General features: G+C 59.2%; 28 protein-coding genes. 13 read left to right on the top strand and 15 right to left on the bottom strand.

What is annotated here, in order from left to right; genetic code table 11:
• The first annotated feature begins 74 nt into the window (after positions 1 to 74).
• Both pheT and GOX21_RS13545 read left to right on the top strand, forming a co-directional pair.
• Positions 75 to 2,471 (top strand): phenylalanine--tRNA ligase subunit beta, encoded by a 2,397-nt coding sequence (gene pheT, locus GOX21_RS13550; protein ID WP_170377846.1) that lies wholly within the window; start codon positions 75 to 77, stop codon positions 2,469 to 2,471.
• A 162-nt stretch (positions 2,472 to 2,633) separates the two neighbouring features.
• Entirely contained in the window at positions 2,634 to 3,083 is a 450-nt protein-coding gene (locus GOX21_RS13545) for a YtoQ family protein (protein ID WP_170377844.1), read from the top strand.
• Positions 3,084 to 3,154: 71 nt separating this feature from the next.
• Here the strand turns inward: GOX21_RS13545 and GOX21_RS13540 are convergent, their stop codons facing one another.
• The gene (locus GOX21_RS13540; RefSeq protein WP_170377842.1) at positions 3,155 to 3,853 is read right to left on the bottom strand and encodes a glutathione S-transferase family protein; all 699 of its coding nucleotides are present in this window, start codon (positions 3,851 to 3,853) and stop codon (positions 3,155 to 3,157) included.
• Positions 3,854 to 4,068: 215 nt separating this feature from the next.
• On the opposite strand from GOX21_RS13540, the gene GOX21_RS13535 reads away from it, so the two are divergent.
• The gene (locus tag GOX21_RS13535; RefSeq protein WP_170350724.1) at positions 4,069 to 4,875 is read left to right on the top strand and encodes a mechanosensitive ion channel family protein; all 807 of its coding nucleotides are present in this window, start codon (positions 4,069 to 4,071) and stop codon (positions 4,873 to 4,875) included.
• Positions 4,876 to 5,042: 167 nt separating this feature from the next.
• Here GOX21_RS13535 and ald read toward each other — a convergent pair whose 3' ends face one another.
• Entirely contained in the window at positions 5,043 to 6,161 is a 1,119-nt protein-coding gene (gene ald / locus GOX21_RS13530) for an alanine dehydrogenase (protein ID WP_170350723.1), read from the bottom strand.
• A gap of 138 nt (positions 6,162 to 6,299) precedes the next feature.
• Here ald and GOX21_RS13525 point away from each other — a divergent pair, with 138 nt between their 5' ends.
• On the top strand, positions 6,300 to 6,758 hold the full coding sequence (locus tag GOX21_RS13525) for an Lrp/AsnC family transcriptional regulator (RefSeq protein ID WP_170350721.1): 459 nt from the start codon (positions 6,300 to 6,302) through the stop codon (positions 6,756 to 6,758).
• A 3-nt stretch (positions 6,759 to 6,761) separates the two neighbouring features.
• Here the strand turns inward: GOX21_RS13525 and GOX21_RS21750 are convergent, their stop codons facing one another.
• A complete protein-coding gene (locus GOX21_RS21750) occupies positions 6,762 to 7,601 on the bottom strand; it encodes a CPBP family intramembrane glutamic endopeptidase (RefSeq protein ID WP_217353043.1) in 840 nt (279 codons plus the stop codon).
• 291 nt (positions 7,602 to 7,892) lie between these two features.
• On the opposite strand from GOX21_RS21750, the gene ppk2 reads away from it, so the two are divergent.
• Entirely contained in the window at positions 7,893 to 8,810 is a 918-nt protein-coding gene (gene ppk2, locus GOX21_RS13515) for a polyphosphate kinase 2 (RefSeq protein WP_170350719.1), read from the top strand.
• A gap of 56 nt (positions 8,811 to 8,866) precedes the next feature.
• Here the strand turns inward: ppk2 and GOX21_RS13510 are convergent, their stop codons facing one another.
• The 3 genes from GOX21_RS13510 to rpsU all read right to left on the bottom strand — a co-directional run bounded on the left by GOX21_RS13510 (position 8,867) and on the right by rpsU (position 11,798).
• The gene (locus GOX21_RS13510; protein ID WP_170377840.1) at positions 8,867 to 9,994 is read right to left on the bottom strand and encodes a CAP domain-containing protein; all 1,128 of its coding nucleotides are present in this window, start codon (positions 9,992 to 9,994) and stop codon (positions 8,867 to 8,869) included.
• A gap of 203 nt (positions 9,995 to 10,197) precedes the next feature.
• Positions 10,198 to 11,295 carry a CAP domain-containing protein gene (locus GOX21_RS13505; RefSeq protein ID WP_170377838.1) on the bottom strand — a complete coding sequence of 366 codons (1,098 nt, stop codon included), beginning with the start codon at positions 11,293 to 11,295 and terminating at the stop codon, positions 10,198 to 10,200.
• Between the two features lie 296 nt (positions 11,296 to 11,591).
• On the bottom strand, positions 11,592 to 11,798 hold the full coding sequence (gene rpsU / locus GOX21_RS13500) for a 30S ribosomal protein S21 (protein WP_005614280.1): 207 nt from the start codon (positions 11,796 to 11,798) through the stop codon (positions 11,592 to 11,594).
• A 111-nt stretch (positions 11,799 to 11,909) separates the two neighbouring features.
• On the opposite strand from rpsU, the gene GOX21_RS13495 reads away from it, so the two are divergent.
• Both GOX21_RS13495 and GOX21_RS13490 read left to right on the top strand, forming a co-directional pair.
• Positions 11,910 to 12,602 (top strand): COQ9 family protein, encoded by a 693-nt coding sequence (locus tag GOX21_RS13495; RefSeq protein WP_170377836.1) that lies wholly within the window; start codon positions 11,910 to 11,912, stop codon positions 12,600 to 12,602.
• A gap of 55 nt (positions 12,603 to 12,657) precedes the next feature.
• Positions 12,658 to 13,644, top strand: coding sequence for an NAD(P)H-quinone oxidoreductase (locus tag GOX21_RS13490; protein ID WP_170377834.1), 987 nt, complete (start codon positions 12,658 to 12,660; stop codon positions 13,642 to 13,644).
• Between the two features lie 29 nt (positions 13,645 to 13,673).
• On the opposite strand, the gene GOX21_RS13485 is transcribed toward GOX21_RS13490, so the two are convergent.
• On the bottom strand, positions 13,674 to 14,531 hold the full coding sequence (locus GOX21_RS13485) for a DUF2189 domain-containing protein (RefSeq protein WP_170377832.1): 858 nt from the start codon (positions 14,529 to 14,531) through the stop codon (positions 13,674 to 13,676).
• Between the two features lie 191 nt (positions 14,532 to 14,722).
• On the opposite strand from GOX21_RS13485, the gene GOX21_RS13480 reads away from it, so the two are divergent.
• Complete coding sequence (locus tag GOX21_RS13480; RefSeq protein WP_170350711.1) at positions 14,723 to 15,706, top strand: quinone oxidoreductase family protein; 984 nt, start codon at positions 14,723 to 14,725, stop codon at positions 15,704 to 15,706.
• Positions 15,707 to 15,814: 108 nt separating this feature from the next.
• Here the strand turns inward: GOX21_RS13480 and GOX21_RS13475 are convergent, their stop codons facing one another.
• The 8 genes from GOX21_RS13475 to GOX21_RS13440 all read right to left on the bottom strand — a co-directional run bounded on the left by GOX21_RS13475 (position 15,815) and on the right by GOX21_RS13440 (position 21,126).
• A complete protein-coding gene (locus GOX21_RS13475; RefSeq protein WP_170350710.1) occupies positions 15,815 to 16,288 on the bottom strand; it encodes a YHS domain-containing (seleno)protein in 474 nt (157 codons plus the stop codon).
• Between the two features lie 179 nt (positions 16,289 to 16,467).
• Positions 16,468 to 16,737 (bottom strand): hypothetical protein, encoded by a 270-nt coding sequence (locus GOX21_RS13470; protein ID WP_170377830.1) that lies wholly within the window; start codon positions 16,735 to 16,737, stop codon positions 16,468 to 16,470.
• Positions 16,734 to 17,339: a glycerol-3-phosphate 1-O-acyltransferase PlsY gene (plsY, locus tag GOX21_RS13465; protein ID WP_170377828.1), complete on the bottom strand. Its 606-nt coding sequence runs from the start codon at positions 17,337 to 17,339 to the stop codon at positions 16,734 to 16,736. The genes GOX21_RS13470 and plsY overlap by 4 nt, the downstream gene beginning before the upstream one ends.
• Positions 17,339 to 18,619 carry a dihydroorotase gene (gene pyrC / locus GOX21_RS13460; RefSeq protein ID WP_170377826.1) on the bottom strand — a complete coding sequence of 427 codons (1,281 nt, stop codon included), beginning with the start codon at positions 18,617 to 18,619 and terminating at the stop codon, positions 17,339 to 17,341. The genes plsY and pyrC overlap by 1 nt, the downstream gene beginning before the upstream one ends.
• Entirely contained in the window at positions 18,616 to 19,002 is a 387-nt protein-coding gene (locus tag GOX21_RS13455; RefSeq protein WP_367647939.1) for a hypothetical protein, read from the bottom strand. Before GOX21_RS13455 ends, pyrC begins: the two co-directional genes overlap by 4 nt.
• Positions 18,987 to 19,505 (bottom strand): hypothetical protein, encoded by a 519-nt coding sequence (locus GOX21_RS13450; protein ID WP_170377824.1) that lies wholly within the window; start codon positions 19,503 to 19,505, stop codon positions 18,987 to 18,989. Before GOX21_RS13450 ends, GOX21_RS13455 begins: the two co-directional genes overlap by 16 nt.
• A complete protein-coding gene (locus GOX21_RS13445; protein WP_170377822.1) occupies positions 19,502 to 20,437 on the bottom strand; it encodes an aspartate carbamoyltransferase catalytic subunit in 936 nt (311 codons plus the stop codon). Before GOX21_RS13445 ends, GOX21_RS13450 begins: the two co-directional genes overlap by 4 nt.
• Before the next feature lie 59 nt (positions 20,438 to 20,496).
• Positions 20,497 to 21,126: a scavenger receptor class F, member 2 gene (locus GOX21_RS13440; protein ID WP_254428549.1), complete on the bottom strand. Its 630-nt coding sequence runs from the start codon at positions 21,124 to 21,126 to the stop codon at positions 20,497 to 20,499.
• 85 nt (positions 21,127 to 21,211) lie between these two features.
• On the opposite strand from GOX21_RS13440, the gene GOX21_RS13435 reads away from it, so the two are divergent.
• From GOX21_RS13435 to GOX21_RS13415, 5 genes are all read left to right on the top strand, one after another.
• The gene (locus GOX21_RS13435) at positions 21,212 to 21,976 is read left to right on the top strand and encodes a uracil-DNA glycosylase (protein WP_170350770.1); all 765 of its coding nucleotides are present in this window, start codon (positions 21,212 to 21,214) and stop codon (positions 21,974 to 21,976) included.
• Positions 21,976 to 22,575, top strand: a complete 600-nt coding sequence (locus GOX21_RS13430; RefSeq protein WP_170377820.1) for a metallophosphoesterase family protein — start codon at positions 21,976 to 21,978, stop codon at positions 22,573 to 22,575. The genes GOX21_RS13435 and GOX21_RS13430 overlap by 1 nt, the downstream gene beginning before the upstream one ends.
• Positions 22,572 to 23,192, top strand: coding sequence for a LysE family translocator (locus GOX21_RS13425; protein ID WP_170377818.1), 621 nt, complete (start codon positions 22,572 to 22,574; stop codon positions 23,190 to 23,192). The genes GOX21_RS13430 and GOX21_RS13425 overlap by 4 nt, the downstream gene beginning before the upstream one ends.
• A 6-nt stretch (positions 23,193 to 23,198) precedes the next feature.
• Positions 23,199 to 23,741: a molybdenum cofactor biosynthesis protein B gene (gene moaB / locus GOX21_RS13420; protein ID WP_170350700.1), complete on the top strand. Its 543-nt coding sequence runs from the start codon at positions 23,199 to 23,201 to the stop codon at positions 23,739 to 23,741.
• Positions 23,742 to 23,847: 106 nt separating this feature from the next.
• Entirely contained in the window at positions 23,848 to 25,302 is a 1,455-nt protein-coding gene (locus GOX21_RS13415) for an efflux RND transporter periplasmic adaptor subunit (protein WP_170361311.1), read from the top strand.
• Positions 25,303 to 25,304 lie beyond the last annotated feature (2 nt).

The following is a 25,304-nucleotide window of genomic DNA, read 5'->3' as shown; positions in this document are numbered from 1 at the left end:
CGCGCCCTCTTTCCCCTCTGCGCATTATCCGGTAAACGCGGTCTGACCCGAGATTTACTGGCGGAAACCGACCGATGAAATTCACTCTTTCCTGGTTGAAAGACCACCTCGACACCAACGCTTCGGTGGATGAGATTGCTGAGGCGCTGACTGATCTGGGCCTTGAGGTCGAAGAGATCGTGAACCCGGCGGACCGGCTGAAGGACTTTACCCTTGGGTATGTGAAACACGCCGAGAAACACCCCGACGCTGACAAGCTGCGCGTCTGTAAGGTGGACACCGATGAGGGTGAATTGCAGATCATCTGCGGTGCCCCCAACGCGCGTGAAGGGATCACCGTCGTGGTTTGCAAACCAGGTATGTATATCCCCGGTCTGGACCTGACCATCAACGTCGGCAAGATCCGCGGCGTCGAAAGCTTTGGCATGATGGCGTCCGAGCGTGAGCTGGAGTTGTCGGATGAGCATGACGGCATCATCGAGCTGCCTTCGGGCAAGGTCGGTGACAAATTCATCGACTGGCTGGCTGAGAATGAGCCGTCGAAGGTTGATCCGATGATCGAGATCGCGATCACCCCGAACCGCCCCGATGCGCTTGGCGTCGAAGGGATTGCCCGCGATCTGGCCGCGCGTGGCATTGGTAAGTTGAAACAGCGTGACTACACTCCGGTGCCGGGTGATTTCGAAAGCCCAATCAAGGTGACGATTGATGAGGATACGCTGGACGGCGCGCCCCATTTCACCGGACGTCTGATCAAGGGCGTTAAGAACGGACCCAGCCCGCAATGGCTGCAGGATCAGTTGAAGGCCATCGGTCTGCGTCCGATTTCGGCTTTGGTGGACATCACCAACTATATGACCTTTGACCACAATCGCCCGCTGCACGTCTTCGATGCGGACAAGGTGCATGGCAATCTGCGGGTACATCGCGCCAAGGGTGGTGAGAAGCTGGTTGCGCTGGACGAGAAAGAATACACTCTGCAGCCCGGCATGATGGTGATTTCCGACGACAAAGGCCCGGAATCCATTGCCGGTATCATGGGCGGTGAGGAAACCGGCTGTACCGAAGAAACAGTGAATGTCTTCCTGGAAAGCGCGTTCTGGGATCACGTGCAGATCGCCCTGACGGGGCGGGCTTTGAAAATCAATTCGGATGCGCGCTATCGGTTCGAACGTGGGGTAGACCCGGAATACACGCTGGAAGGGTTGGAGCAGGCAACGCAGATGATTTTGGATATCTGCGGTGGCGAAGTGTCCAAGGTCGTGGAAGCGGGCAAAGCGCCGGATCATTCGCGCGCCTTTAAACTGGATGCCGAGCGGGTGCAGTCTCTGGTCGGAATGGAAATCCCCGAAAGCGAACAACGCCAGACCCTGACTCGTCTGGGATTCCGCCTTGAGGGCGAGATGGCGCATGTTCCCAGCTGGCGCCCAGATATCATGGGTGAGGCCGATCTGGTGGAAGAGGTCGCGCGGATTGCATCCCTGACCAAGCTGCAGGGCAAACCGCTGCCACGTATCACCGATGGCATTCCGAAACCGGTGATGACCCCGACACAACGCCGTCAGTCGATGGCGCGCCGCACCTGTGCAGCGCTGGGGTACAATGAGTGTGTTTCCTACACTTTCATCGATCAGGCCTCGGCGGCCTTGTTTGGTGGCGGGGACGAAGCGACGCAGTTGGAAAACCCGATCTCGACCGAGATGAGCCACATGCGCCCCGATCTGCTGCCCGGTCTGCTGCAGGCCGCCGCCCGCAATCAGGCGCGTGGCTACGCGGATGTGGCGTTGTTCGAGGTCGGTCCGGTGTTCCATGATGGCGAACCGGGAGATCAAAAAACGCAGATCACCGGTCTGCTGGTTGGTCGTAATGGTCCCAAGGACGTCCATGGGGCCTCGCGCCCGGTCGACGTATTCGATGCCAAAGCGGATGCCGAGGCGGTGCTGGCCGCCATTGGCGCACCCGCCAAGGTGCAGATCCTGCGTGACGGCGATGCCTGGTGGCATCCGGGGCGTCACGGCAAAATCTGTCTGGGTCCGAAAAAGGTGCTGGGCGTCTTTGGCGAGTTGCACCCTCGTGTGTTGCAAGCGCTGGATATCAAAGGCCCGGCGATGGCCTTTACGATCTGGCCGGACGAGGTGCCTCTGCCCCGTAAATCCGGCGCCACCCGTGCTGCGCTGGAACTGCGTGACCTGCAAGCGGTTGAACGTGACTTTGCCTTTGTAGTTGACGAGGGGGTCGAGGCGCTGACGCTGGTCAACGCCGCGGCCGGTGCTGACAAGACGCTGATCGAGGATGTGCGTGTCTTTGATGAATTCATCGGTGGCAGTCTGGGCGAAGGTAAAAAATCGCTGGCAATCACCGTGCGCCTGCAGCCAACCGACGCGACGCTGAAGGAAAAAGACATCGAAGCGGTGGCCGAGAAGATCATCGCCAAGGTCTCCAAGGCGACGGGCGGTGTGTTGCGCGGATAGGGGCCCTGCCATAAGACTTCAAAAAAAACGCGCTTCCGGGCGCGTTTTTCGTTTCACCTACGGGAATTAGGGCGTGTTTGGGATAAGTGTTTCTGGATTTTCTTGATTGGGCTTCCCGCAAATGCGCCTTAAGTAGGTTCCAAATCAATACCGGAGGTCGACATGGGCTTGAACGTATACCTATCAGGGGAAATTCACACCGATTGGCGTGAGCAAATTATCGACGGCGCACAGGGATTGGACATCACCTTCAACAGCCCCGTCACCGATCACGACGCCAGCGACGATTGCGGTGTGGCTATTTTGGGCGAAGAGCCGAACAAATACTGGCACGACCACAAGGGCGCGATGGTCAACGCGATCCGGACGCGCAAAGGGATCGCGGATGCAGATGTGGTGGTCGTCCGGTTTGGTGAGAAATACAAACAGTGGAACGCTGCCTTTGATGCAGGTTATGCGGCAGCGCTGGGCAAGTCGCTGATCGTCCTACACGGCCCCGATCATCAGCATGCGCTGAAAGAGGTGGACGCCGCAGCCCTAGCCGTGGCCGAACAACCCTCGCAAGTGGTTGAGGTCCTGCGCTATGTGCTGACCGACACGCTGCCAGGCTGAATTGACCCATTGAAATTGGGCTTGCAGCATAGTGTGGCTGCAAGCCCGATCAGGCCCGAGGGTGCGGGCGGTCAGTCCCGTGGCGGTGTCACAAGACCTTTCTGAACGGCAGGGCGTTCCAAAAAACGGTCCAAATAAGCTGTTACATTTGTGTGGTCGTCCCATCCGACCAGTTCTCTGGCACCATAGAAATCTAGTCCGCGCAGCCAGGGCGCGATGGCTATGTCGGCAATCGAATAATCTCCGGCGACCCAGTCCTGCCCTTCAAGCTGCTGGTTCAACACGTTCAGCAGCCGTTTGGCCTCGTTCACATATCGCTCGCGGGGGCGGGGGTCTTCGATCTCGCTACCAGCGAATTTGTGGAAAAAGCCAAGCTGGCCGAACATTGGACCAATGCCGCCCATCTGAAACATCAGCCATTGAGTGACCTGGTGCTTGTCTGCCTGGGTCTGACCAATAAACTTGCCCGATTTTTCGGCCAGATACAGCAGGATGGCACCGCTTTCGAACAAACCAATGGGCTTTCCGTCCGGGCCGTCCGGGTCGATGATTGCGGGGATCTTGTTGTTGGGGTTCAGCGACAGGAACTCGGGGCTTTTGACATCCGCGTCCGACAGGGTGACCTTGTGTGCCTCATACGGCAGGCCGGTTTCTTCCAGCATGATCGAGGCTTTGACCCCATTGGGCGTAGGGAAGGAATACAGCTGAATCCGGTCCGGGAACTGTGCGGGCCAGCGATTCATGATCGGGTGTGGTTTGGTGTCCAGCATTGGGGGGCTCCTGAGTGGATACCCCCAGAACGTAGGGCGCGAGGGGCCATCTTGTAAGCCCCCGAAGCTGTGCGCGACCGGTCAGCCCGTGTTTGCTGGCGAACAACGGGGAAATCCGGTGGAACTAGCACCTAGACCAAAGCGTGTTTTTGCCTCAGACTTTGGCAATTCCCGCGCGAAAGCCGCGGGTTTCTTGTTGTTGAAAGGAGATGGCCGTGGATGAGGTCGTAACACAGGTGGGCGCGTTTGCGCCGCTGATCATGAACGCGGTCAAGGCGCTGATCGTTCTGATCCTTGGCTGGATCGTGGCTGGGGCCGTGGGCGGCCTGGTGCGCCGCCGGATCAACTCGACTCCGCAGATTGATCCGACGTTGGGCAACTTCTCAGCCAGCCTGGTGAAATGGGTCATCCTCGCGATGGTTCTGGTGGCCGTTCTGGGGATTTTCGGGATCGAAGCCACAAGTATCGTTGCCATTCTGGGTGCCGCGTCGCTGGCCATTGGTCTGGCGCTGCAAGGGACGCTCAGCGATCTGGCGGCCGGCGTCATGCTGGTGGTGTTCCGCCCTTACAAGCTGGGTCAATATGTGGATATTGGCGGCACGGCCGGGACAGTGAAAGACCTGAACCTGTTCACCACCGAACTGGTGACGCCGGACAATGTGCAGATCATTGTCCCCAACGGGCAATCCTGGGGGTCGATCATCACCAACTATTCGGCGCATGACACAAGGCGTGTCGATCTGGTGTTTGGTATCGACTATGGCGACAACGCGGACGAAGCGATGAAGATCATTCTGGATGTCGCCAAAGCGGACGAGCGTATTCACAGCGATCCCGAACCTTGGGTGCGCGTGACAAACCTGGGCGACAGCTCGGTCGATCTGACGGCCCGCCTGTGGTGCGCAGCGGCGGATTATTGGGACGTGAAGTTCGAAATCACCAAAGCGGTGAAAGAGGCGTTCGACGCAAAAGGCGTGTCGATCCCGTATCCGCATTCGGTTGAGATTCACAAAGAGGGGTGAACGCTCCCGTCCGGTGATCGGGCCTTGAAATGCCCTCCTCCGGTTGGGCCCGGCGCCGCGCTGATCGCGCGGCGTTTTTTGTACCGCGCGCGGGTCGTTGTCCTTAGCGCGGCAGCAAAAAAAGGCGCCCTCATCCGAGGGCGCCTTTCGATTTCTGTATATCAGCCTTAGGCGTTGACGATGTCCTTGGGCGATACAACGTCCAGACCCAGTGCAACACCAACCGCGTCATAGGTCAGTTTTCCGGCATGCACGTTCAGACCAGCCAACAGGTGCGGGTCATCCTGGCAAGCCTTTTTCCAGCCTTTGTCGGCCAGCGACAGCATGAACGGCATGGTCGCGTTGCCCAATGCGATGGTCGACGTGCGCGCAACGGCACCCGGCATGTTGGCAACGCAATAGTGCATGATGCCGTCGACTTCGTAGATCGGGTCAGCATGGGTTGTTGCTTTGGAGGTTTCAAAGCAGCCACCCTGGTCGATCGCAACGTCAACCAGAACCGCGCCGGGCTTCATTGTCGAAAGCTGTTCGCGTGTCACCAGTTTAGGAGCAGCCGCGCCGGGGATCAGAACGGCACCGATAACCATGTCGGCATCCTGGATCAGTTCGGCGGTGGCACCAGCGGTCGAGTACTGGTTCTTGAAGGTTCCGCCATACACGTCATCGAGGTAACGCAGACGCGGAAGCGAGCGGTCCAGGATGGTAACATCTGCGCCCATGCCAGCCGCAATCTTCGCGGCATGCGTACCAACAACGCCGCCACCGATCACAACGACCTTGGCCGGTCCAACGCCGGGAACGCCGCCCATCAGAACGCCACGACCGCCATTTGCCTTTTGCAGGGTCCATGAGCCAACCTGCGGCGCCAGACGACCGGCAACTTCGGACATCGGGGCCAGCAGCGGCAAACCACCGCCAGGTGCGGTGACGGTTTCGTATGCAATCGCGGTGCAGCCCGATGCCAGCAGGTCGTGGGTCTGATCTGGATCGGGTGCCAGGTGCAGGTAAGTGAACAGCAACTGGCCTTCACGCAGCATCTTGCGCTCGACCGCCTGGGGTTCCTTGACCTTGACGATCATGTCGGCAGTGGCGAATACCTCTTCTGCGGTGTCCAGGATCTGGGCGCCCGCAGCGATGTAGGATTCGTTGTCAAAGCCCGAACCGATCCCGGCACCGGTTTCGATTACAACTTCGTGGCCGCGCGCGACGGCTTCCTGTGCCGCGTTGGGCGTCATGCCGACGCGGAATTCCTGTGGTTTGATTTCCTTGGGGCAACCGATCTTCATTTTTCGCTCCTCCATTCATAAACTGCCTAAATAATGGGCGATCCAGGGCGCAATTTCTGTGAAACTCTGCCTGCAAAATTGCTTTTTTTCAGGAGAATCTTCGTTATATAGTCGGAAACTCGCAAAGGATTTGCGCAAATGAGCTTGGATGCGACGGATAAAAAGATTCTGGCAGCCCTTCAGCGGGATGGCCGTATGTCAAATGCGGAACTGTCTGAGCAGGTGAATCTGTCGCCTTCGGCCTGTCACCGGCGCGTTCAGCGGCTAGAGGCTGAAGGCTATATCCGCAAATACGTGGCGCTGCTGGATGCGCGCAAGATGAATGTGCCCACGACGGTGTTTGTCGAGATCACGCTGCAAGGGCAAGCCGAAGAGCTTCTGAATGCGTTCGAAAAATCCGTGGCGCGCATTCCTGATGTGCTTGAATGCCACCTCATGGCCGGTACGGCGGACTATATTTTGAAGGTTGTCGCCGAGAACACCGAGGATTTTGCCCGTATTCACCGCCAGTATTTGTCACGGCTGCCGGGGGTGGCGCAGATGCAAAGTTCCTTTGCGCTGCGCACGGTGTTCAAGACCACTGCGCTGCCGGTGTGACGTTCAGCCCGGGCCGGGATAGGTGAACAGGGCCAGGTGCAGGGCGTTAAAGCCAAAATGCATCAGAACCGGCACCCAAAGCCGCCCGGTTGCGTAATACCCCAATCCGCAGGCGGCCCCGAGGATCGAGGCGAAGACGACCAGTGCCGGGCCACCGCCCGCATGGGCCAGACCGAATAGCAGGCTGGCAGCTGCGATCCCGAGCGCCACGCCGATTTTCGACGTCAGGACCGATTGCAGATAGCCACGGAAAAAAGCCTCTTCAGTCAGGCAGGTCAGGAACAGGTTTGAAAGCGCAAAAATCAGCCACCATGCGGGCAGGCCGATCTCGGGCCGCACTGCACCCAGGGAAAGACCCAACGCAAACAGGGCGGGCAGTGCCGCCAACCCGATCAACAAAGGCCCGGTTCTGACCAGCCGCGCGCCATGGATCATGCCTGGCCAAGCCAGCAGAACGGCAAACAAGACCATTGGTTTGTCCAGGTTGAGATACATAGTGAACGCAGCGCTGCCCGGGCCTGCCTGTACCTGATTCAGAACCAATAGATTGTGAAACCCGGGGATCAGATGCGCCCCCAGAGCCAGACACCACAGGATCAACACCAGATGCCCGAAAACGGCGGGCACACCGGTCAGACGGCGCAACCCTACAGCACCCAGCAAGCCCGCTGCCGTGATTGCCAAGGCCAGCGGGGTTAGCAGGCCAAGCACTGTTGCTGAACCTAGGAACGCTGCCAACAGGGCCAGACCCAGCCCTTGTCGGCCTGATACCATGCCTATTTGTGCGGCAATCAATATGAACCAGGGCCAGATCGCAGGCAGTAGGGAAATGAAATGCGCCACATTCACCTCAGGGGGGTTGAAGGGTACTTGTGCCGACGGAATGAACCCTCTGGCAAGTAGGTTTGGGGCAGATTTATGCCAACCTGTTGGTAATGCGGCAAATCTGCCGCTTGTATCCCTGGGCGTGTAGGTTCAGATTTAGAAAAGGACCAAACCTCTTTTCGCATCGCCTTGACCTTGCTGCCATAAGCGGTTTCGCTTGGGGAAGGGCTTTATTAATTATTCTGATGACATCAGGCGGTTACACGCGCGTTGTATGGTCCGGACCCGATAGACGATAAGGATAAGACCTTGGCTTACGAACATAACGATGCCCCAAAAGATTGGCTGGAAGCCGAGTTGGAAGACACGCTGGACGAAGATTTCGAGATCGAGTTCAGCGAACCCATGCTCTCGATGGAAGTCCGCAAGATCTATAAGGACCAGCATCCCGACATGCTGGATCGCAAAGTCTATTTCCGCAATCTGCTGCGCTTGCAGGCCGAATTGATCAAGGTTCAGGACTGGGTGCAGCATACCGGGGCCAAAGTGTGCATCCTGTTCGAAGGGCGAGACAGCGCCGGCAAGGGCGGCGTGATCAAGCGGATCACCCAGCGGCTGAACCCGCGGGTCGCCCGCGTGGTCGCCTTGCCAGCGCCCAGCCGCCGGGAGCAAAGCCAGTGGTATTTCCAGCGCTATGTACCGCATCTGCCCGCGGCCGGCGAAATCGTGTTGTTCGACCGATCCTGGTACAACCGCGCTGGGGTGGAACGGGTGATGGGGTTTGCGTCCGAGGATCAGGTCGAACAGTTCTTTCAGGACGTTCCCGAATTCGAACGGATGCTGGTGCGGTCGGGGATCATTTTGCTTAAATATTGGTTCTCAATCACTGATGAAGAACAGCAGTTGCGGTTCCTCATGCGCATTCACGACCCGATGAAACAGTGGAAACTGTCGCCGATGGATCTGGAATCCCGCATCCGCTGGGAGGCCTATACCAAGGCCAAAGAAGACATGTTGTTCCGCACCAACATTCCCGAGGCGCCCTGGTATATCGTCGAAGGCAATGACAAGAAACGCGAGCGCCTGAACTGTATCGAGCATCTCCTGACCAAGATCCCCTATACGGATGTTCCACAGGAAAAGGTCGAATTACCGGATCGAAGATACAACCCGGAATATGAACGGCGCGTCCTGCCGGATGAGCTGCACGTTCCTAAAATCTATTGATCAAAAGAAAACGCCCCCAAAACCGGGGGCGTCATTAATTTGGAAAACCTGGGGTCTCAGAACACGAAATGTTCGTTTGCCAGGTCTGCGATCTGAGTGTTTTGCAAAGTCAGAGTATTCCCTGCGTTGTCGTCGATGATCACATCATTGCCGGATTGCGAGATGTGGTTGTTCATCAGGTCGTTATACCCGGTGATCGCACCATTCAGGCTGAGGTCGATGAAGTCTTCAGAGGTGAAATCTGTGACGGTGTCCGGCCCGATGGTGAATACGAACGTGTCCGCCCCGTTGCCGCCGGTCATTGTGTCAATGCCGCGGGCACCGATCAGAGTATCGTCGTCGTCGCCTCCGATCAGGGTGTCGCGGCCACGGCCACCCCTAAGCACGTCGTTGCCAGAGCCGCCCTGCAACCTGTCGGCACCCATGCCCGATTGCAGCCAGTCATTGCCGGTCGCACCCATCAACAAATCGACGCCTTGGCCACCCAGAAGGACGTCATTGCCGCCATGACCGCTCAGCGTGTCATCGCCGGTGCCGCCGGTCAGCGTGTCGCGGCCGAAGCCGCCGTCAAGAATGTCATCTCCTTCGCCGCCGTTCAGCGCGCCGGCCTGACCGGCTTTCAGAATGAACCAATTGTCTGAGGCGTCGCCCACAGTGCCTGCGTCCACGGCCTGTTGGCCGGGTTGGGTAGGTGTGCCGCCGCCAGAGCCGCCACCCGACCCGCCGGTGTCCAACTGCACCGGCGCCGAGGTCGTGGCAAAGTTCTGGGTCACGATCACGGCATCCCAACCGTTGAAATTGCCTTCTTCAATCCCGATCCCGATATATTCGAAATCGGGGTTCAGTATGTTGGCCCGGTGACCGGGGCTGTTCATCAGGCTTTGGTGAAGCTGTACCACATCATCGCTGGCACCATTGGGCCCGCGTTCGGATTGCCAGGCGATGTTTTCACCCGATCTCCAGCTGCCGGTGAAATCGAAACCGGCATCTCTCATCCGCTGGGTCGCGCTCGAGCCGCCCTGACCGGTGTGGCTGAAGATATCTGTCTGCAGCATCCATTCGCTGTGATCTTCGGCCGAGTCGTTTAGCTGAAGCTCAAGCTTGAGGGGTTGCAGCCCCCGACTTGTGCGTTCCTCATTAATCAATGCAAGCATCTGCCGTTCTAGATTGCTGGCCGTTGACATGATTCTGCCTCCAATTGAATTGAGTTATTTTGGCGAGACATTAATGGCGAGAATTTGACGGGATACAGACACAATCTGGACACCCCGACCCGTTCGGCGATTTGCCACCGCCTGATTCGCGTTGTTTGTGCGAAAAACTGCGCAAGTGCGCTGTGAAAGCGGTGTAAGGCACCGTTTCAGTGCCTCACACGCTGCATCGGACCTTAGACAAAGTCCATCATGCATCCACTGTCGGCCGGTATCAGGATAAAGAAGTCATCCGGTGCGTCCGCCTCCATGACCGGGGCATCGTCATTCGCCGCCGGAGTGTCGTCGCACATATCCAGGGTCAGCATGAAATCGTCCTCGGTGGTGTCCGCATCGGTCACCATCGGGTCGTCATTCATTCTGAAATCGTCGACCAGCGCCAACAGGTCGTTCACGAAATCCTCGATTACCGCCAGGAATTCTTCCACGTCGAAGCAAACGCCTGCAGTCGTATCGGTGACATCCGGTTCAGGTGTTTCCGGGTCTTCGGTCTCGGTGACGTCAGTGTCTGGTGTTTCTTCGCCCGGTTCGTCGGTCTCGGTGACATCGGTGTCAGGCGTTTCCTCAACCGGGTCGTCGGTCTCGGTGACATCGGTGTCAGGCGTTTCCTCAACCGGGTCCTCGGTCTCGGTGACGTCGGTGTCAGGCGTTTCTTCGACCGGGTCGTCGGTCTCGGTGACATCGGTGTCCGGTGTTTCTTCGACCGGGTCATCGGTTTCGGTGACGTCGGTGTCCGGTGTATCTTCGACCGGGTCTTCGGTGACAGGGTTGTCCGGCATTGCCACGTCGTCCGTGGGCGGCGTTGGTGCCGCACCGTTGTCCAGCACCACTGCAGCGTCGGTGGTGGCAAAGTTCTGGGTCACCATTACGGCATCCCACCCATTGTAGTCGCCTTCTTCAATCCCAATTCCGATAAATTCGTAGTCAGGGTTCAGGATGTTGGCGCGGTGGCCGGGGCTGTTCATCAAGCTCTGGTGCAGTTGCTCGACATCGTCGCTGATGCCTTCGGCACCGCGTTCCGATTGCCAGGCGATGTTTTCACCTGACCGCCAGCTGCCGGTAAAGTCGAACCCGGCATCTTCCATGCGCTCGGTCGCGCTAGAACCGCCCGAACCGGTGTGGCTGAATATATCGGCGTTCAGCATCCAGGTGCTGTGATCTTCAGCCGATGCGTTCAGGCGGGTTTCCAGTTGCAGCGGGGATAGCCCGCGGGATGTGCGCTCATCATTGATTAACGCCAGCATTTCTTGCTCGAATGTACTTGCAGTCGACATAGTAGCCTCCGTTTTGAATGGTCGTCTGAGTAGACGAGGCCAGTTACAGGGGGCGTCGAACGGACGGACAGAGCGGTTTAGATTTCAGGCGAATTTCAGCAGGGGCGTGCTACCGATACGGGATTCGCTGCGCTGCAAAATGCCGGGCAAAATGTTGCTTGGCCCGATTTAGCAGCTTGTCGCCTAAGGCTGAGGTGGACTCGGCGGAATGCAACCGGTGATAGAAACGACAAACCCCCGGGCGATGCCTCGGGGGTCGTCAAATAGTGTCATCCAAAGCTGGACGAGCGAGGTGCTTAGAGCAAACCTTCGCGCTGTGCTTTCTTACGTGCCAGTTTACGGGCACGACGGATCGCTTCAGCCTTCTCGCGCGCTTTTTTCTCGGACGGTTTCTCGAAATGTTGCTTCAGCTTCATTTCACGGAACACGCCTTCGCGCTGCAGCTTTTTCTTCAGGGCACGAAGCGCCTGATCGACGTTATTGTCGCGAACACTAACCTGCATGTGGTTGTCACCACCTTTCTAGATAGAGTTGCAAGGAAATTGCAGGAGTTGGCCGTATAGCAAAGCCGGTCTATCTTGTCTAGTACTGGCCCCGAGAACCGGAGACCCGCCATGACCGTTACCTATGAAGATGCAAAACAACAGCTTTTGGATGCGATGCTGACCCACGTGCCCTTTGACGGTTGGTCTGAAACTAGCTTTCGCGCCGCGATCATTGATTGCGATCTGGATGACGGTTTGGCGCGCGCGATCTGCCCCCGAGGCGCGGTTGATCTGGCGCTGGCTTTTCATGCGCGCGGGGATGCGGTCATGGTAGAGCGTCTGAAATCCACCGACCTGAGCGAGTTGAAATTCCGCGAGCGCGTGGCCGCTGCCGTTCGGTTCCGGTTCGAGGCTGTGCCTGACAAGGAATTGGTGCGCCGGGGCATGACGCTGTTTTCGCTGCCGACCCATGCGGCGGATGGGGCCAAGGCGCTGTGGCAGACCTGCGATCTGATCTGGGACACGCTGGGCGATACCTCGGACGACGTGAACTGGTACACCAAGCGCGCGACCTTGTCTGGGGTCTATTCCTCGACCCTGTTGTTCTGGTTGGGGGATGATTCGCCGGACCACCAGAAAACGTGGGAGTTTCTGGACCGTCGCATCGACAATGTCATGCAATTCGAAAAGCTCAAGGCGCAGGTGAATGGTAATCCGCTGTTCAAACCGTTTCTGGCGGTGCCGAACTGGTTTGCCAGTCAGGTGAAACCGCCCGTGAAAATGCGGGTCGACCTGCCCGGGATGCTGAATCCGCGCAAGTAAGCATCTGGGCCTTCCAGAAATTGCCTGCTAGGCATTGGGCAAAGGAGATTTGCCCATGACCGAGACAATGCGCGCCGTTGAGATCACCAAACCCGGCGGACCGGAGGTTTTGCAACTGACCGACCGTCCCGTACCGGAACCCCAAGCCGGTCAGGTGATCCTCAAAGTGGCATATGCCGGGGTAAACCGCCCGGACGCGTTGCAGCGCGCTGGGGCTTATGATCCCCCGCCGGGTGCCAGCGATCTGCCAGGCCTGGAGGCGTCGGGCGAGGTCGTGGCGATCGGTGCGGGTGTCGATGGCCTGTCGGTTGGTGACAAGGTCTGTGCGTTGTTGCCCGGCGGTGGCTATGCCGAATATGTCGCCACGCCCGCTGCACATTGCCTACCGGTTCCCACAGGTATGGAAATGAAAGAGGCCGCCTGCCTGCCCGAGACCTTCTTTACCGTCTGGTCCAACGTCTTCATGCGCGGTGGGTTGAAAGCGGGTGAGCGTTTTCTGGTCCATGGCGGGTCCAGCGGTATTGGCACGACGGCCATCCAACTGGCCAATGCGTTTGGCGCACGGGTCTTTGCAACCGCCGGTTCGGCCGATAAATGCGAGGCTTGCGTCAAACTGGGGGCCGAAAAGGCGATCAATTACCGCGATGAGGATTTCGTGGGTGTCCTGCGCGCCGAAGGTGGGGCGAACCTGATCCTCGACATGGTTGGGGGCGATTATATCCCGCGCAACGTCAAGACCCTGGCTGAAGACGGGCGCTTGGTGCAGATCGCCTTTTTGCAGGGCCCGAAGGTCGAACTGAACTTCGCCTTGATGATGGTCAAACGGTTGACCCTGACCGGCAGCACCCTGCGCCCACAAAGTGATCTGGCCAAGGCAAAGATTGCGCAGGATCTGCGCGAGGCGGTCTGGCCATTGCTGGACGCCGGAAGGGTGGCGCCCGTGATGGACAGCGAGTTCGCGCTGGCCGACGCCGCCGCAGCGCATGCGCGTATGGAAAGTTCAAATCACATCGGCAAGATCGTTTTGAACGTCGCCGGATAAGCTGACCAGCGCGGTTCAGGCCGCGCGCTTTAGGCGACGGCCCGGCGGTACAGGTGCCATGTGGCGTGGCCCAGCACGGGCATCACCACAATCAACCCCAGCAGCATCGGGATTGCGCCAATCACCAGCAAGGCGGCGACAATGAAGCCCCATGTCAGGATCACTCCGGGGTTTTGCCGCAGCACTCGGACCGAGGTCACAACCGCCACTGGTAGACCCACTTTGCGGTCCAGCAATAACGGAAAGCTGACCACGCTGATGGCTAGTGCGACCAGAGCAAACAAGAATCCTACCACGTTGCCAAAGATGATCATTGTCCAGCCCGCACCGGTGGTGAACACCTGCGTGACAAAGGCGCCTAAGGATGTGGGCAGATCAGGGCCCAGCGTGTGGACATAGATGCTCTGCGCTACCATCAGCCAGACAAGCAACAGCATGACCAGATAGAAACCCAACATCAAAATGGCACCGAAAGATGGCGATCGGAACACGCCGAGCGCATCCAGCCAATGCACTTCTCCCCCTTGTTCGCGTTTGCGGCTGATCTCGTACAGACCCACTGCGGCTATTGGGCCGATCAGAGCAAACCCCATGATCAGCGGCGCCAGCAGCGGCACCATGTTGCGGTTCAGCCCGAACCCGAACATCAACAATCCTGCGATCGGGTAGATCAGCACGATGAATATGGCATCTGCTCTGGTTTCCAGAAAGTCATTGTACCCTGCCTGTAGACAAGCCCGCAGGTCTTGCATTGTTAAATTTTGCACCACCGGCAGATGCCGCGTATCCGCGCTGCCGATATGGTTGACGCTTTCAGCTATGTGATCACCGGTCGCACCGATATTCTGAGCGGCCCAGCTAATCGGATTTCCAATCGTTTTAGCCATTGATATCCCCTCCCTTTGCGTATCGCGCAGCAGGGTGGATCCGGCATCGATTGCCTGAGGCCGGACCAGCCGGCAACGCCCAGATAGCAGTATAGCACATTTTTTCACGTTACGGTTGCGTGACGCGGAAATGTGCCGATTGCCCTGATTTTCAGGCGTGTTAGCTTGGTCGCAGGCAACAGGAGGTCAGCATGCAGCAAACGGCAAGAACCGTCGTCATTCACGAACACGGCGGCCCCGAAGTTCTGAGGATCGAAGACTGCCCCGTCGGGGACCCGGGCCCTGGGGAGGTGCGCATCCGCCATCATGCCTGCGGATTGAATTTTATCGACATCTACCAGCGGATCGGACTGTATCCGATGGACCTGCCGCACGCTTTGGGGATGGAGGCCGCAGGCGTGATCGAAGCCGTAGGCGAAGGTGTGACCCATCTTGAGCCTGGCCAACGTGCAGCTTATGCGGCGGCACCGGCAGGCGCCTATTCCGAAGCCCGGGTCATGCCCGCAGCGCAGGTTTGTCCACTACCTGACGGGATTCCGTATGATGCGGCGGCGGCGATGATGCTAAAGGGATTGACGGTCGAATATTTGTTTCACCGAACGACGCCGTTGAAACGTGGCGATACTGTTTTGTTTCACGCGGCCGCTGGTGGCGTAGGGCTGATCGCATGCCAATGGGCTAAATCCGAGGGGATTACACTGATCGGAACCGCCGGGACCGACGAAAAATGCAGCCTTGCCCAATTCAACGGCGCTGCGCATTGCATCAATTATCGCACCGAAAACTTTGTCGAGCGCGTAGCCGAAATCACCGGCGGCAAGGGAGTGGATGTGGTGATGGATTCCATCGGGGCGGATACGTTCACCGGATCGCTGGACTGTCTCAAGCCGTTGGGGATGATGATTTCCTTCGGCAATGCGTCAGGGTCAGTGCCGCTGATAGATATTGGGATGCTGGCCAAGAAGGGCTCGCTCAAGATCACCCGCCCGACTTTGTTTACCCATATTGCCGATCACGCGGTCTGTCAGGCGATGGCCCGGCGTCTGTTCGGCAAGGTTGAGGGCGGTGAGGTCAAGATCCATATCGACCAGCGCTTTCCGTTGGATCAGGTGGACGATGCGCATCGTGCGCTTGAGGCACGACAGACCACCGGCAGCACGGTGCTGGAATTGTAAAACTCATCAAGTCCTGGGCAAATGTCACAGGGCCTGTCGCCAGCGGGAACAAACAAAAAAACGGCGGCGAGTGACCTCGCCGCCGAAAGACAGTCAGATGTCAGCAAATTATTGCTGCAGCTCAGCCGGATCTTTGTCAGCAATGTTTTCCCAGTTCACACCGGCTTTTTCGATAAAGCCCGGAACGTCGCCTTCCCAGCGCTCCTGAATGTCTTTCGACAGGTTCAGGTACAGTTTGTTGTCAACGATTTTCCAGTAGTTCGGGTCGCCGTCGAACTTGAAGCCCATCGCGGTGCCGAATGCGCAGTAACCGCCATATGCGGGCAGGTACGCTTCTGGGTTTTCTTCAAAGGCAGCTTTGTTTTCTTCCGAAGCAAAACGGTACAGAGCGTCGTTGTGCAGGGTCGAGATGCGGTAATCGCCTTTGGTCGGCTCGCCTACGGTGAAGTATGCAACCGGGTCATAGCCCTGCATTGCCAGACCGGTCGAGCTTGCGTTGATCTCAACACCAGCGGCCAGCGCCGAGCTTGCGATTGCAACGGACAGCGCAACGCCGCCCAGAATGGATTTGAACTTGTTCATGGTTTCACCTTTCGTGAATAGGCTCGCTCTAGAGCACCTGAATTTTGCCCGGGCAAACCGGATTTTGTTTTTGCGACGCCGGTAATTGGCCGTCACAGAACCTCAATTGGGCAGCGCTCTGATCACGTTCAAGACAATCAATTGTGAAGGTCCGGTAACACAAATTTTGGTGATGCAGACTACGTATCCGGGATCAGAGCGGTGACGAATGAAACGACCTTATCGGCAGGCATTTCACAGGGGCGCAGCAGGGCACCACTTTGTCGCGTCAAATACAGGTTCATGCTGATATAGCCTGGGCCGCCAAGCTGATGGGCCACCAGTTTGAGAGATCTTCCAGCGCCATAAACCGAACGGCTGACCACATAGCGCCGCCCATTGGCGTAACCGGTAAACGTACCCTCGGGCAGCGCGAAAAAGGCGTTCAGAAAACCGGTTGGCGCAATCACGATTTGCCGATTTTCGGCTCGGTCCCCGCCTTGATCCGCGCCAGATTGGCGCTGTGGCGCCAGTAGACCAGCAGGGTTAGGATGATGCTCAGCGCAAAGGCTGAACTGTCCGTCAGCACAATCACCCAGACAACCGACATGGCCGCCGCCACCAGCGCGCCCAGTGATGAAATCCGCCAGATCGCTGCAGCCACCAGCCATGTCAGACAGCAGGCCACACCTACGCGCCAATCCAGCGCCAGCCACAGGCCCAGAAAGGTGGCCACGCCCTTGCCGCCGTTAAAGCCCAGCCAGACAGGAAAGCAGTGGCCCAAAAATGCGGCCAGAGCCGCGATCTGGGCGGCGTCTTCCCCAGCCAGTGCCCGCGCCAACAGAACAGCCACCGCGCCCTTGGCGGCGTCAAAGATCAGCGTCAGCGCCGCGGCTGCCTTGTTGCCGGTGCGCAGCACATTGGTTGCCCCGATATTGCCTGACCCGATATTGCGCAGGTTGCCCAGCCCCATGACCTTGGCGACGATCATGCCAAAGGGAACAGAACCCATCAGATAACCAAGCACAGCCCAGAGGATCAGCTGGGTTATCGAACTGTCAAATGGCGGCATCAGGGTCTCCGGTAAACTTCTTGTCCAGCCACGTAAGTTGCGGTGACCTTACCTTGCATCCGCTGGTCGTCAAACGGTGTGTTTTGGGATTTTGATTTCAGCGAGAACCGGTCCAGCACAAAGGGCACATCCGGGTCAAACAGCACCAGATCGGCGGGCGCGCCCTCGGACAGGCGACCGCTGTCCAGCCCCAACCGTTTTGCCGGGTTCAGTGCCATGGCCCGGAACAGCGTCGGCAGGTCCAACTGTTCCGAATGATACAGGCGCAGGGCTGCGGGCAGCAGCGTTTCCAGCGCAACAGCGCCCGAGGCGGCTTCTTCAAACGGCAGTCGTTTGCTTTCCTCGTCCTGCGGTGTGTGCATCGAGCTGATGATGTCGATCAAGCCGCTGCGCACGGCCTCGATAACCGCCTGACGGTCATCTTCGGACCGCAGCGGCGGCTTGACCTTGAAGAAAGTCCGATAGTCGGCCACGTCCAGCTCGTTCAGCGTCAGATGGTGGATCGAAGTGCCCGCGGTGATGTCCAGCCCGTTGCGCTTGGCGCGCTCTAGCGCGGGCAGGGCGCGGGCGGTGGTGATCTGATCGGCGTGATAGGCAGCGCCGGTCATTTCCAGCAGGGCGATATCGCGGTCCAGTCCCATGCGCTCGGCCATGGGCGTGACGGCGGGCAATCCGCGCAAGGTTGCAAACTTGCCGCTGGTCGCGGCGGCCCCGGCGCTCAGGACAGGTTCCTGTGGGTGCGCGATAACCAGTGCGTCGCAAGACCGCGCATAGGTCAGAGCGCGCGAGAATACCTTGGTGTTGGTGACAACGTGATCGCAATCGGTGAACGCCACCGCGCCTGCATCTTGCAGAAAACCGATCTCGGTCATCTCACGCCCGTCGCGTCCTTTGGTCAGGGCGGCCATGGGCAAGACGTTGACCGGCGTATCCGCCTGCGCGCGGCGGGTGACGAATTCAAGGCTTTCGGGCGTATCGATGGCCGGGCTGGTATCGGGGCGGGTAACGATGGTGGTCACACCGCCGGCCGCTGCTGCCAGACCGGCGGATTTATAGCTTTCCTTGTGCCGCTCGCCCGGCTCGCAGACTTTGACGCCGATATCGACGATGCCAGGGGCAAGGCAGTGCCCGCTGCAATCGATGATTGGCGTATCCGTGGACGGTGCGTCGCCGTCACCGCGCGCGGTAATCTGGCCGTTGCCCACCTGCAGCCAGCCAAGGCTGTCCGTGCCGGTTTCAGGGTCGATCAGGCGGGCGTTGGTTAAGGTCAGGTTGCTCATGCCAGTGCCCTTTCGATTGCGGCTTTGGTGGCGGCGGAATCCGCCTGATATTTGATCAGGTGCTTGTCGCCGCCCTTGGTGACGATCTGGACAAAACTGCCCATGGTGTTGACCGCCTTGATTTGGTTCAGGGCCACCTTGCGCGGGCCGGGGCCGGTGAGGGTGGTGTCCGTCATCGTCCAGGTGGCGACCAGTTCTTCCGAGGCCATGTACCATGCCCGGATGCCGACGGCGGCCAGACCGGCAGGCGCGCCGGTCCAGGGATAGGGGTTTCCGATCAGCCAAAGCACAATCATCGCACCCGCCATGGCCACGGCGGCCAGCCATGCGTTGGTGCGAATATAAGTGCCTCTGTCGGGCGAGAAGGTCACAGGATCAGCCACAGGATGCCTCCGACGGCCAAAAGGATCACTAATGCCAGAACGGCAGAACCGATGCGGCGGGGCTGGTCGTTTTGGGACGCAGGTTGAGGGGCCGAGAACGGTTTTGCGCTTTCGGTTTCGATCGGACCGCCGGTCCAGTTGGTGGCCTCTTCGGTGAACAGCCCGATCAGGCGCAGCCGTTTGTCGGGGATCAGAGTGGCTGCGCGACCGCCAAAGGCAGCGCTGCGGACCACCATGACCCAACCCGTTATGGCTTCAAGCGCTGTGCGATCCAACTGATCGGCGGACACGCCGCAGCCCTCGTTCAGATAGCCATAGAGCCCCAGGTCCTCGAGGTCTGAGACCGCAAAGACGTCGATCTGTTCAGGGTCCAGCCCCGCGACGCCCAGAATTTGATCGGCGGCACCGGGTTCACGCAGAAATTTGGCCTCTTCCGGGCGCATGTTCAGCGTGAACAGGCGGATCACGCCGCGTTCATGGGGGGCAACGGTCAGATCGCTCATGCCACCTCGCGCAGGTTGCGGGCCAAAAGTTCCATCGCAGCCATGCGGACGGCGACCCCCATTTCAACCTGTTCCTGAATGACCGAGCGGTTGATGTCGTCGGCCAGGGTCCCGTCAATCTCGACCCCACGGTTCATCGGACCGGGATGCATGACGATGGCGTCGGATTTGGCCAGCGCCAGCTTGGCGGCGTCCAGCCCATAGCGGTGGTAATACTCACGCTCGGACGGAATAAAGCCGCCATCCATCCGTTCCTTTTGAAGGCGCAGCATCATGACAACATCAACGTCCCTAAGGCCCTCATTCATGTCGTCATAGATCTCGGCACCAAATTCGGCAAAGTGGTCGGGCACCAAAGTGGGCGGGCCGATCAGACGGATGCGGTTTTCCATCTTGCCCAGCAGGATCAGGTTCGACCGTGCCACGCGGGAATGGGCGACATCGCCGCAAATGGCGATGTTCAGCCGGTGCAGACGGCCCTTGGCGCGACGGATCGTCAACGCGTCCAGCAAGGCCTGTGTCGGGTGTTCATGCTTGCCATCGCCCGCATTCAACACCGCACAGTTGACCTTTTGCGCCAGCAGATCGACGGCGCCGGAATGCGGATGCCGCACCACCAGCAGATCGGGATGCATCGCGTTCAGCGTCATGGCGGTGTCGATCAGGGTCTCGCCCTTTTTGATCGAACTGGCCTGCATCGCCATGTTCATCACATCCGCGCCCAGCCGCTTGCCCGCCAGTTCAAAGCTGGCCTGCGTGCGGGTCGAGTTTTCGAAGAACATGTTGATCTGCGTCAGCCCCGACAAAACGTCGGAATGCTTAGTCGATTGCCGGTTCAGGTCGACATATGTCTCGGCCAGATCAAGAATAGCGGTGATATCGGATTGCGACAGATGCTCGATGCCAAGAAGGTGACGATGGGCGAAACGCATGGGCGGGCTCCTGTCTGACAATCGGGCCGCTTATAGGAAGGTCCGCGCGCCTAGGCAACCTAAGGATCGGTTCCTTCGGGCAGTTTCTCGCATCCACCCTCGGGCAGGCATTGTTCGCCGGGTTTACACCATTTGCCATAGCCGCAGTCGATGGCCTTTATCGGCACGCATCCCTGATGTTCGGAACACTTGAACCCAGGGCGGCATTGCGAGCCGGTTTCCTCGCACAAAAACCATCCGGGGCGCGAGCATCCGCCGCCCGGCAGACAGGACGATCCCGCACCGCAAGTCAGGCCATCATCGCACACGGTTGGCAGGCCTTCGATTGCTGTGTTGGGGTCAAAATCGGGCGTGATGCGTTCACATTCGCGGCGCGCATTGCAGATCGAGCCGCCCGGGCAATCCGCGCGCGAAGTACAACTGTTCGCCCCCGCAGGCGCGCATCGCGTGCCCCCCGCAACGCAGCGCTCAAACGGGCCGCAGGTGCGCCCGCCCCCGCAATAGGTGCCACCCAGAGGAATGCAATGGCCATCAAAGCTGCATCTCTGTCCGCCCGAACAGCACCTTGTGCCGCATTGGAACTGGCCGGGGCGGCATTGGCCGTTGCGGTCGAAAAGCTGCGCAAAAGCAGGGCCGCTGAGGGTGGTCAGCAGCAAAGTAATCATAAGGAATCGCAATAGAACCAACATGAATACTCTCATGGTCGGTGCGACCGACCGCCCGATCAAGGCCTATTCGCTTTCCCTCGTTCAAAAGCTGGTTAGATTGAAGGGTATGGAATCGGCTTTGGACTATCATACGGCCCGGGCTCTGCTGGAGTGGCAGATCGAACTGGGTGCAACGGACGCAATCGGCGATGCGCCGGTTGACCGTTTTGCGTTGCCTGACACTGCGCCCAAAGCCAAAAAGCCCGCCGTGGCCCAGACTGCCCCGGGAAAACCCAAGAAGGTAGATCCAGTTGCCGTGGCGAAAGCGGCAGCCCAAGGTGCTGGGTCGCTGGAACAATTGCGTTCGGCGATGGATACGTTTGAGCATTGCGAGCTGAAACGTGGGGCGCGGCAGTTGGTCTTTGCAGATGGCACGCCGGGCGCACGGGTCATGATCATCGGCGAAGCGCCGGGCCGTGAAGAGGACCGTGAAGGCAAGCCCTTTGTCGGCCGCGCGGGGCAATTACTGGACCGGATGCTGGCGGCGATTGATCTGGATCGCACCCAGAATGCCTATATCACCAACGTCCTGCCCTGGCGCCCGCCGCAGAATCGCGACCCGAAACCCGAAGAGATCGGGATGATGAAACCGTTTCTGGAACGGCATGTGGCGCTGGCCAAGCCCGAGGTTCTGGTGATTATGGGCAATATCAGCTGTCAGGCGGTGCTGGGCAAGCGCGGTATCACCCGGTTGCGCGGGCAATGGGCACAGGCGCTGAACCTGCCGGTCATCCCGATGTTCCACCCCGCCTACCTGCTGCGCCAACCACAGATGAAGCGGCAGGCCTGGGCTGATCTGCTAGAGCTGAAAGCCCGGCTGGAGGGCAAGTGATGCGCATTCTTGCCTTTTCCGACCTGCATATGGCACGCAACCGCGCGGCCGAGGTCGTCGCGGCCAGCGCCGAGGCCGATCTGGTGATCGGGGCTGGGGATTTCTGCAATGCGCGACAGGGGTTGGACCAGGCGATGGCGATGCTGTCCGGCATCACCGCACCGTTCGTGATGGTGCCCGGCAATGCCGAAAGCGCGCAGGAACTGGTCGAGGCCGCGCCGGAAGGTGACCATGTGCTGCACGGCACCGGCATGACATTGGATGGCCTGCGGCTTTTCGGGCTGGGGTATGGCGTGCCGGTTACACCTTTTGGCGACTGGTCCTGTGACCTGACCGATGCCGAGGCCGCTGAATTGCTGGACCGTTGTGACGCGGCGGATATCCTGATCGCGCATTCCCCGCCGAAAGGGTACGGCGATGTCACGTCGCAGGGTGATGCGGTGGGGTCCGTGGCCGTGCGCGACGCAGTGGAACGCTTGCAGCCGCAACTTGCGCTGTGTGGACACATCCATGACAGCTGGGGCTATCGCGGCAACCTAGGCCGCACGCAGATCGCCAACCTGGGCCCCACAGTAAACTGGTTTGAGGTCACCTTATGATAGAAATGGTCACGCTGCTGGCGTTTATTCCGGCAGCTTTGGCACTGAACTTCACCCCCGGCGCAGACATGTTGTTTTGCTTTGGGCAAGGTTTGCGGTCAGGTGCCAAACCGGCTTTCGCTGCAAGTGCGGGAATTTCCCTCGGATCGATGGTTCATGTTTTTGTAGCGGGGCTTGGGTTGGGGGCCGCTGTAGCGACGATGCCATGGCTGTTCGATGTAATCCGCTGGATGGGGGTGGCTTATCTGCTGTATTTGGCATGGGGCGCGATCCGGAACGGGGCGGTGTCCGCCGATGCGCCTGCAAAGCCCACAAGCCACGCCTTTCGCGACGGGTTGGTGGTGAACCTGACCAATCCCAAGGTCATCCTGTTCGTTTTGGCCTTTATCCCGCAATTCGTGAATCCCGCCATAGGGCCGATCCTGCCCCAATTCCTGATTTTGGGCGTCATCATCGCGCTGGGCGGGTTTGTGGTAAATGGGCTGGTGGGCGTATTTGCCGGGGGCGTGGGGAAGGTTCTGATCTCCAATCCACGCGCCTCACGTATTATGGGCTGGGTGACCGGGGGAATTTTCGCTGCCCTCGCCATCCGGCTTGCCATCATGGAAAGGGCCTGACACCACATGTCACGCATCGACGAAAGCATGGAATTCATTCCGGTTCGGATCGCCGTTCTGACCGTCTCGGATACGCGATCGCTAGACGATGACCGCTCAGGTCAGACATTGGTCGACCGGATCGAACGCGCGGGTCATTCGGTGGCCGACCGCAAGATCATCCGCGATGAGCGCGGTGAGATCGCGGCGCAGTTGCGGCTGTGGGCCGGTGACCCGGACATTGACGTGGTGATCTCGACCGGTGGCACCGGTTTGACTGGCCGCGATGTGACAGTTGAGGCGCACCGGGACGTCTATGAAAAGGAAATTGAGGCATTCGGCACTGTTTTCACCCTCATTTCGATGGAAAAGATCGGCACTTCAGCGGTGCAATCCCGCGCCACGGGTGGTGTGGCCGAGGGCACTTATCTGTTTGCACTGCCCGGCAGCCCCGGTGCCTGCAAGGACGCCTGGGACGGTATTTTAGAAAAACAGTTCGATTACCGGCATCGTCCCTGCAATTTCGTGGAAATAATGCCAAGATTGGACGAACATCTCCGACGGAAGTAGACTGGTTGCACGTATAACTGATTGTAACCGCTTTGTGGCTTGGCATTTTTCCGTGCCCGGCTACGTTTTGCATATGGTAGCCTGATGCGACCGGGGTAAGTGATAGATGCGATTTTTGAGGCAAAGCCTTGTTGGTGTCTTTCTGGCGTTTCTAACGCTGGCCTTGGTATTTGTCGCGGTACAGCTGATTGTCAGCGCGGTGCAAGAGGCCCTGAACCGCGACAGTGAGCCACCCGAGGGCCGCGAACGCATTTTTGCCGTCAGCGTGCAACCGGCCGAGTTAGAGACGGTAACCCCCTATCTCGAAGCCTTTGGCGAGGTGCAAAGCCGCCGCCGCCTGGAGCTGCGCGCCGCATTGGGCGGGCGCGTGATCTCGTTGGCTGAGGATTTTGAGGATGGCGGCGTCGTCACCACCGGCGAGGTTCTGGTCGAACTGGACCCGGCTGACGCACAATCGGCCCTGGACCGCGCCAAGTCCGACCTGCTGGACGCTCAGTTCGAGGAACGCGATGCCGAACGCTCACTGCTTTTGGCGCAGGATGAGTTGAACTCGGCCGAGGCGCAGGCGGCCTTGCGTGGACGTGCCATGCAGCGTCAGAAGGATTTGCAAAGCCGCGGGGTGGGCACGCCTGCCGCCGCAGAAGAGGCCGAACTGGCCGAAGCGGCCGCACAGCAGGCGGTTCTGGCGCGTCGTATCGCACTGGCGCAGGCGGAATCGCGCGTCGATCAGGCAACCACGTTGTTGGCCCGTGCCCGTATCGCGCTTGAGGCCGCTGAACGCGATCTGGACGACATGACCGTCCGCGCGCGGTTTGCCGGGACGCTGACGGATGTGACCCTGGTCGAGGGCCGGTTGGTTGCGGCGAATGAAAAACTGGCGGAATTAGTGGATCCCAACGCGCTTGAGGTCGCGTTCCGTGTCTCGACTGCGCAGTTTGTGCGCCTATTGGATGCCCAGGGTAATCTGATCGAGGCGCCGGTGACCGTATCGCTTGAGGTAACAGGAACCGATCTGATCGCCACGGGGCGCATCAGCCGCGACAGCGGATCAGCGGGTGAAGGGCAGACTGGCCGTCTGATCTATGCCCGTCTGGACGACGCGCCCGGTTTCAAGCCCGGCGATTTCGTTACGGTCACAGTACAGGAACAACAGCTGGACAATGTGGTGCGTTTGCCATCATCGGTTCTTGATGCGGCGGGCACGGTGCTGGTGCTGGGCCCCGATGACAGGCTCGAGGCGCTGCCTGTGCAACTGATCCGTCGCCAGGGCGATGAGGTGTTGTTGCGCGGTGATGGTCTGGTCGGGCGCGAGGTTGTTGTTGGCCGGACGCCGCTGTTGGGTGGCGGGGTTCGGGTGCGGCCACTGCGGATCGAGGCCAATGCCGGGGCGGAACCGGACATGGTTGAATTGTCGGATGAACAGCGCGCCCAACTGGTGGCGCGGGTCGAGGCAAGCGATCAGATTCCGAACGACGTCAAGGCTCGTGTTCTGGGACAATTAAGCGAGAGCCGTGTCCCGGCCTCATTGGTGCGCAGCATCGAGACCCGGGCAGGAGGGTAAGC

The organism is Ruegeria atlantica, assembly GCF_013032005.1.
GTDB classification, from domain to species: Bacteria; Pseudomonadota; Alphaproteobacteria; order Rhodobacterales; family Rhodobacteraceae; genus Ruegeria; species Ruegeria atlantica_A.
Note: the sequence above shows the minus strand (reverse complement) of the source record. Positions and strands in the feature narration are given on the sequence as shown.

What these genes read in the sequence shown, in the direction of transcription:
- pheT (WP_170377846.1), top strand. Translation starts at nt 75, where the DNA reads ATGAAATTCACTCTTTCCTGGTTGAAAGACCACCTCGACACCAACGCT.
- GOX21_RS13545 (WP_170377844.1), top strand. Translation starts at nt 2,634, where the DNA reads ATGGGCTTGAACGTATACCTATCAGGGGAAATTCACACCGATTGGCGT.
- GOX21_RS13540 (WP_170377842.1), bottom strand. Translation starts at nt 3,853, where the DNA reads ATGCTGGACACCAAACCACACCCGATCATGAATCGCTGGCCCGCACAG.
- ald (WP_170350723.1), bottom strand. Translation starts at nt 6,161, where the DNA reads ATGAAGATCGGTTGCCCCAAGGAAATCAAACCACAGGAATTCCGCGTC.
- GOX21_RS13525 (WP_170350721.1), top strand. Translation starts at nt 6,300, where the DNA reads ATGAGCTTGGATGCGACGGATAAAAAGATTCTGGCAGCCCTTCAGCGG.
- GOX21_RS13510 (WP_170377840.1), bottom strand. Translation starts at nt 9,994, where the DNA reads ATGTCAACGGCCAGCAATCTAGAACGGCAGATGCTTGCATTGATTAAT.
- GOX21_RS13505 (WP_170377838.1), bottom strand. Translation starts at nt 11,295, where the DNA reads ATGTCGACTGCAAGTACATTCGAGCAAGAAATGCTGGCGTTAATCAAT.
- rpsU (WP_005614280.1), bottom strand. Translation starts at nt 11,798, where the DNA reads ATGCAGGTTAGTGTTCGCGACAATAACGTCGATCAGGCGCTTCGTGCC.
- GOX21_RS13495 (WP_170377836.1), top strand. Translation starts at nt 11,910, where the DNA reads ATGACCGTTACCTATGAAGATGCAAAACAACAGCTTTTGGATGCGATG.
- GOX21_RS13490 (WP_170377834.1), top strand. Translation starts at nt 12,658, where the DNA reads ATGACCGAGACAATGCGCGCCGTTGAGATCACCAAACCCGGCGGACCG.
- GOX21_RS13485 (WP_170377832.1), bottom strand. Translation starts at nt 14,531, where the DNA reads ATGGCTAAAACGATTGGAAATCCGATTAGCTGGGCCGCTCAGAATATC.
- GOX21_RS13480 (WP_170350711.1), top strand. Translation starts at nt 14,723, where the DNA reads ATGCAGCAAACGGCAAGAACCGTCGTCATTCACGAACACGGCGGCCCC.
- GOX21_RS13475 (WP_170350710.1), bottom strand. Translation starts at nt 16,288, where the DNA reads ATGAACAAGTTCAAATCCATTCTGGGCGGCGTTGCGCTGTCCGTTGCA.
- plsY (WP_170377828.1), bottom strand. Translation starts at nt 17,339, where the DNA reads ATGCCGCCATTTGACAGTTCGATAACCCAGCTGATCCTCTGGGCTGTG.
- pyrC (WP_170377826.1), bottom strand. Translation starts at nt 18,619, where the DNA reads ATGAGCAACCTGACCTTAACCAACGCCCGCCTGATCGACCCTGAAACC.
- GOX21_RS13450 (WP_170377824.1), bottom strand. Translation starts at nt 19,505, where the DNA reads ATGAGCGATCTGACCGTTGCCCCCCATGAACGCGGCGTGATCCGCCTG.
- GOX21_RS13445 (WP_170377822.1), bottom strand. Translation starts at nt 20,437, where the DNA reads ATGCGTTTCGCCCATCGTCACCTTCTTGGCATCGAGCATCTGTCGCAA.
- GOX21_RS13440 (WP_254428549.1), bottom strand. Translation starts at nt 21,126, where the DNA reads ATGTTGGTTCTATTGCGATTCCTTATGATTACTTTGCTGCTGACCACC.
- GOX21_RS13435 (WP_170350770.1), top strand. Translation starts at nt 21,212, where the DNA reads ATGGAATCGGCTTTGGACTATCATACGGCCCGGGCTCTGCTGGAGTGG.
- GOX21_RS13430 (WP_170377820.1), top strand. Translation starts at nt 21,976, where the DNA reads ATGCGCATTCTTGCCTTTTCCGACCTGCATATGGCACGCAACCGCGCG.
- GOX21_RS13425 (WP_170377818.1), top strand. Translation starts at nt 22,572, where the DNA reads ATGATAGAAATGGTCACGCTGCTGGCGTTTATTCCGGCAGCTTTGGCA.
- moaB (WP_170350700.1), top strand. Translation starts at nt 23,199, where the DNA reads ATGTCACGCATCGACGAAAGCATGGAATTCATTCCGGTTCGGATCGCC.
- GOX21_RS13415 (WP_170361311.1), top strand. Translation starts at nt 23,848, where the DNA reads ATGCGATTTTTGAGGCAAAGCCTTGTTGGTGTCTTTCTGGCGTTTCTA.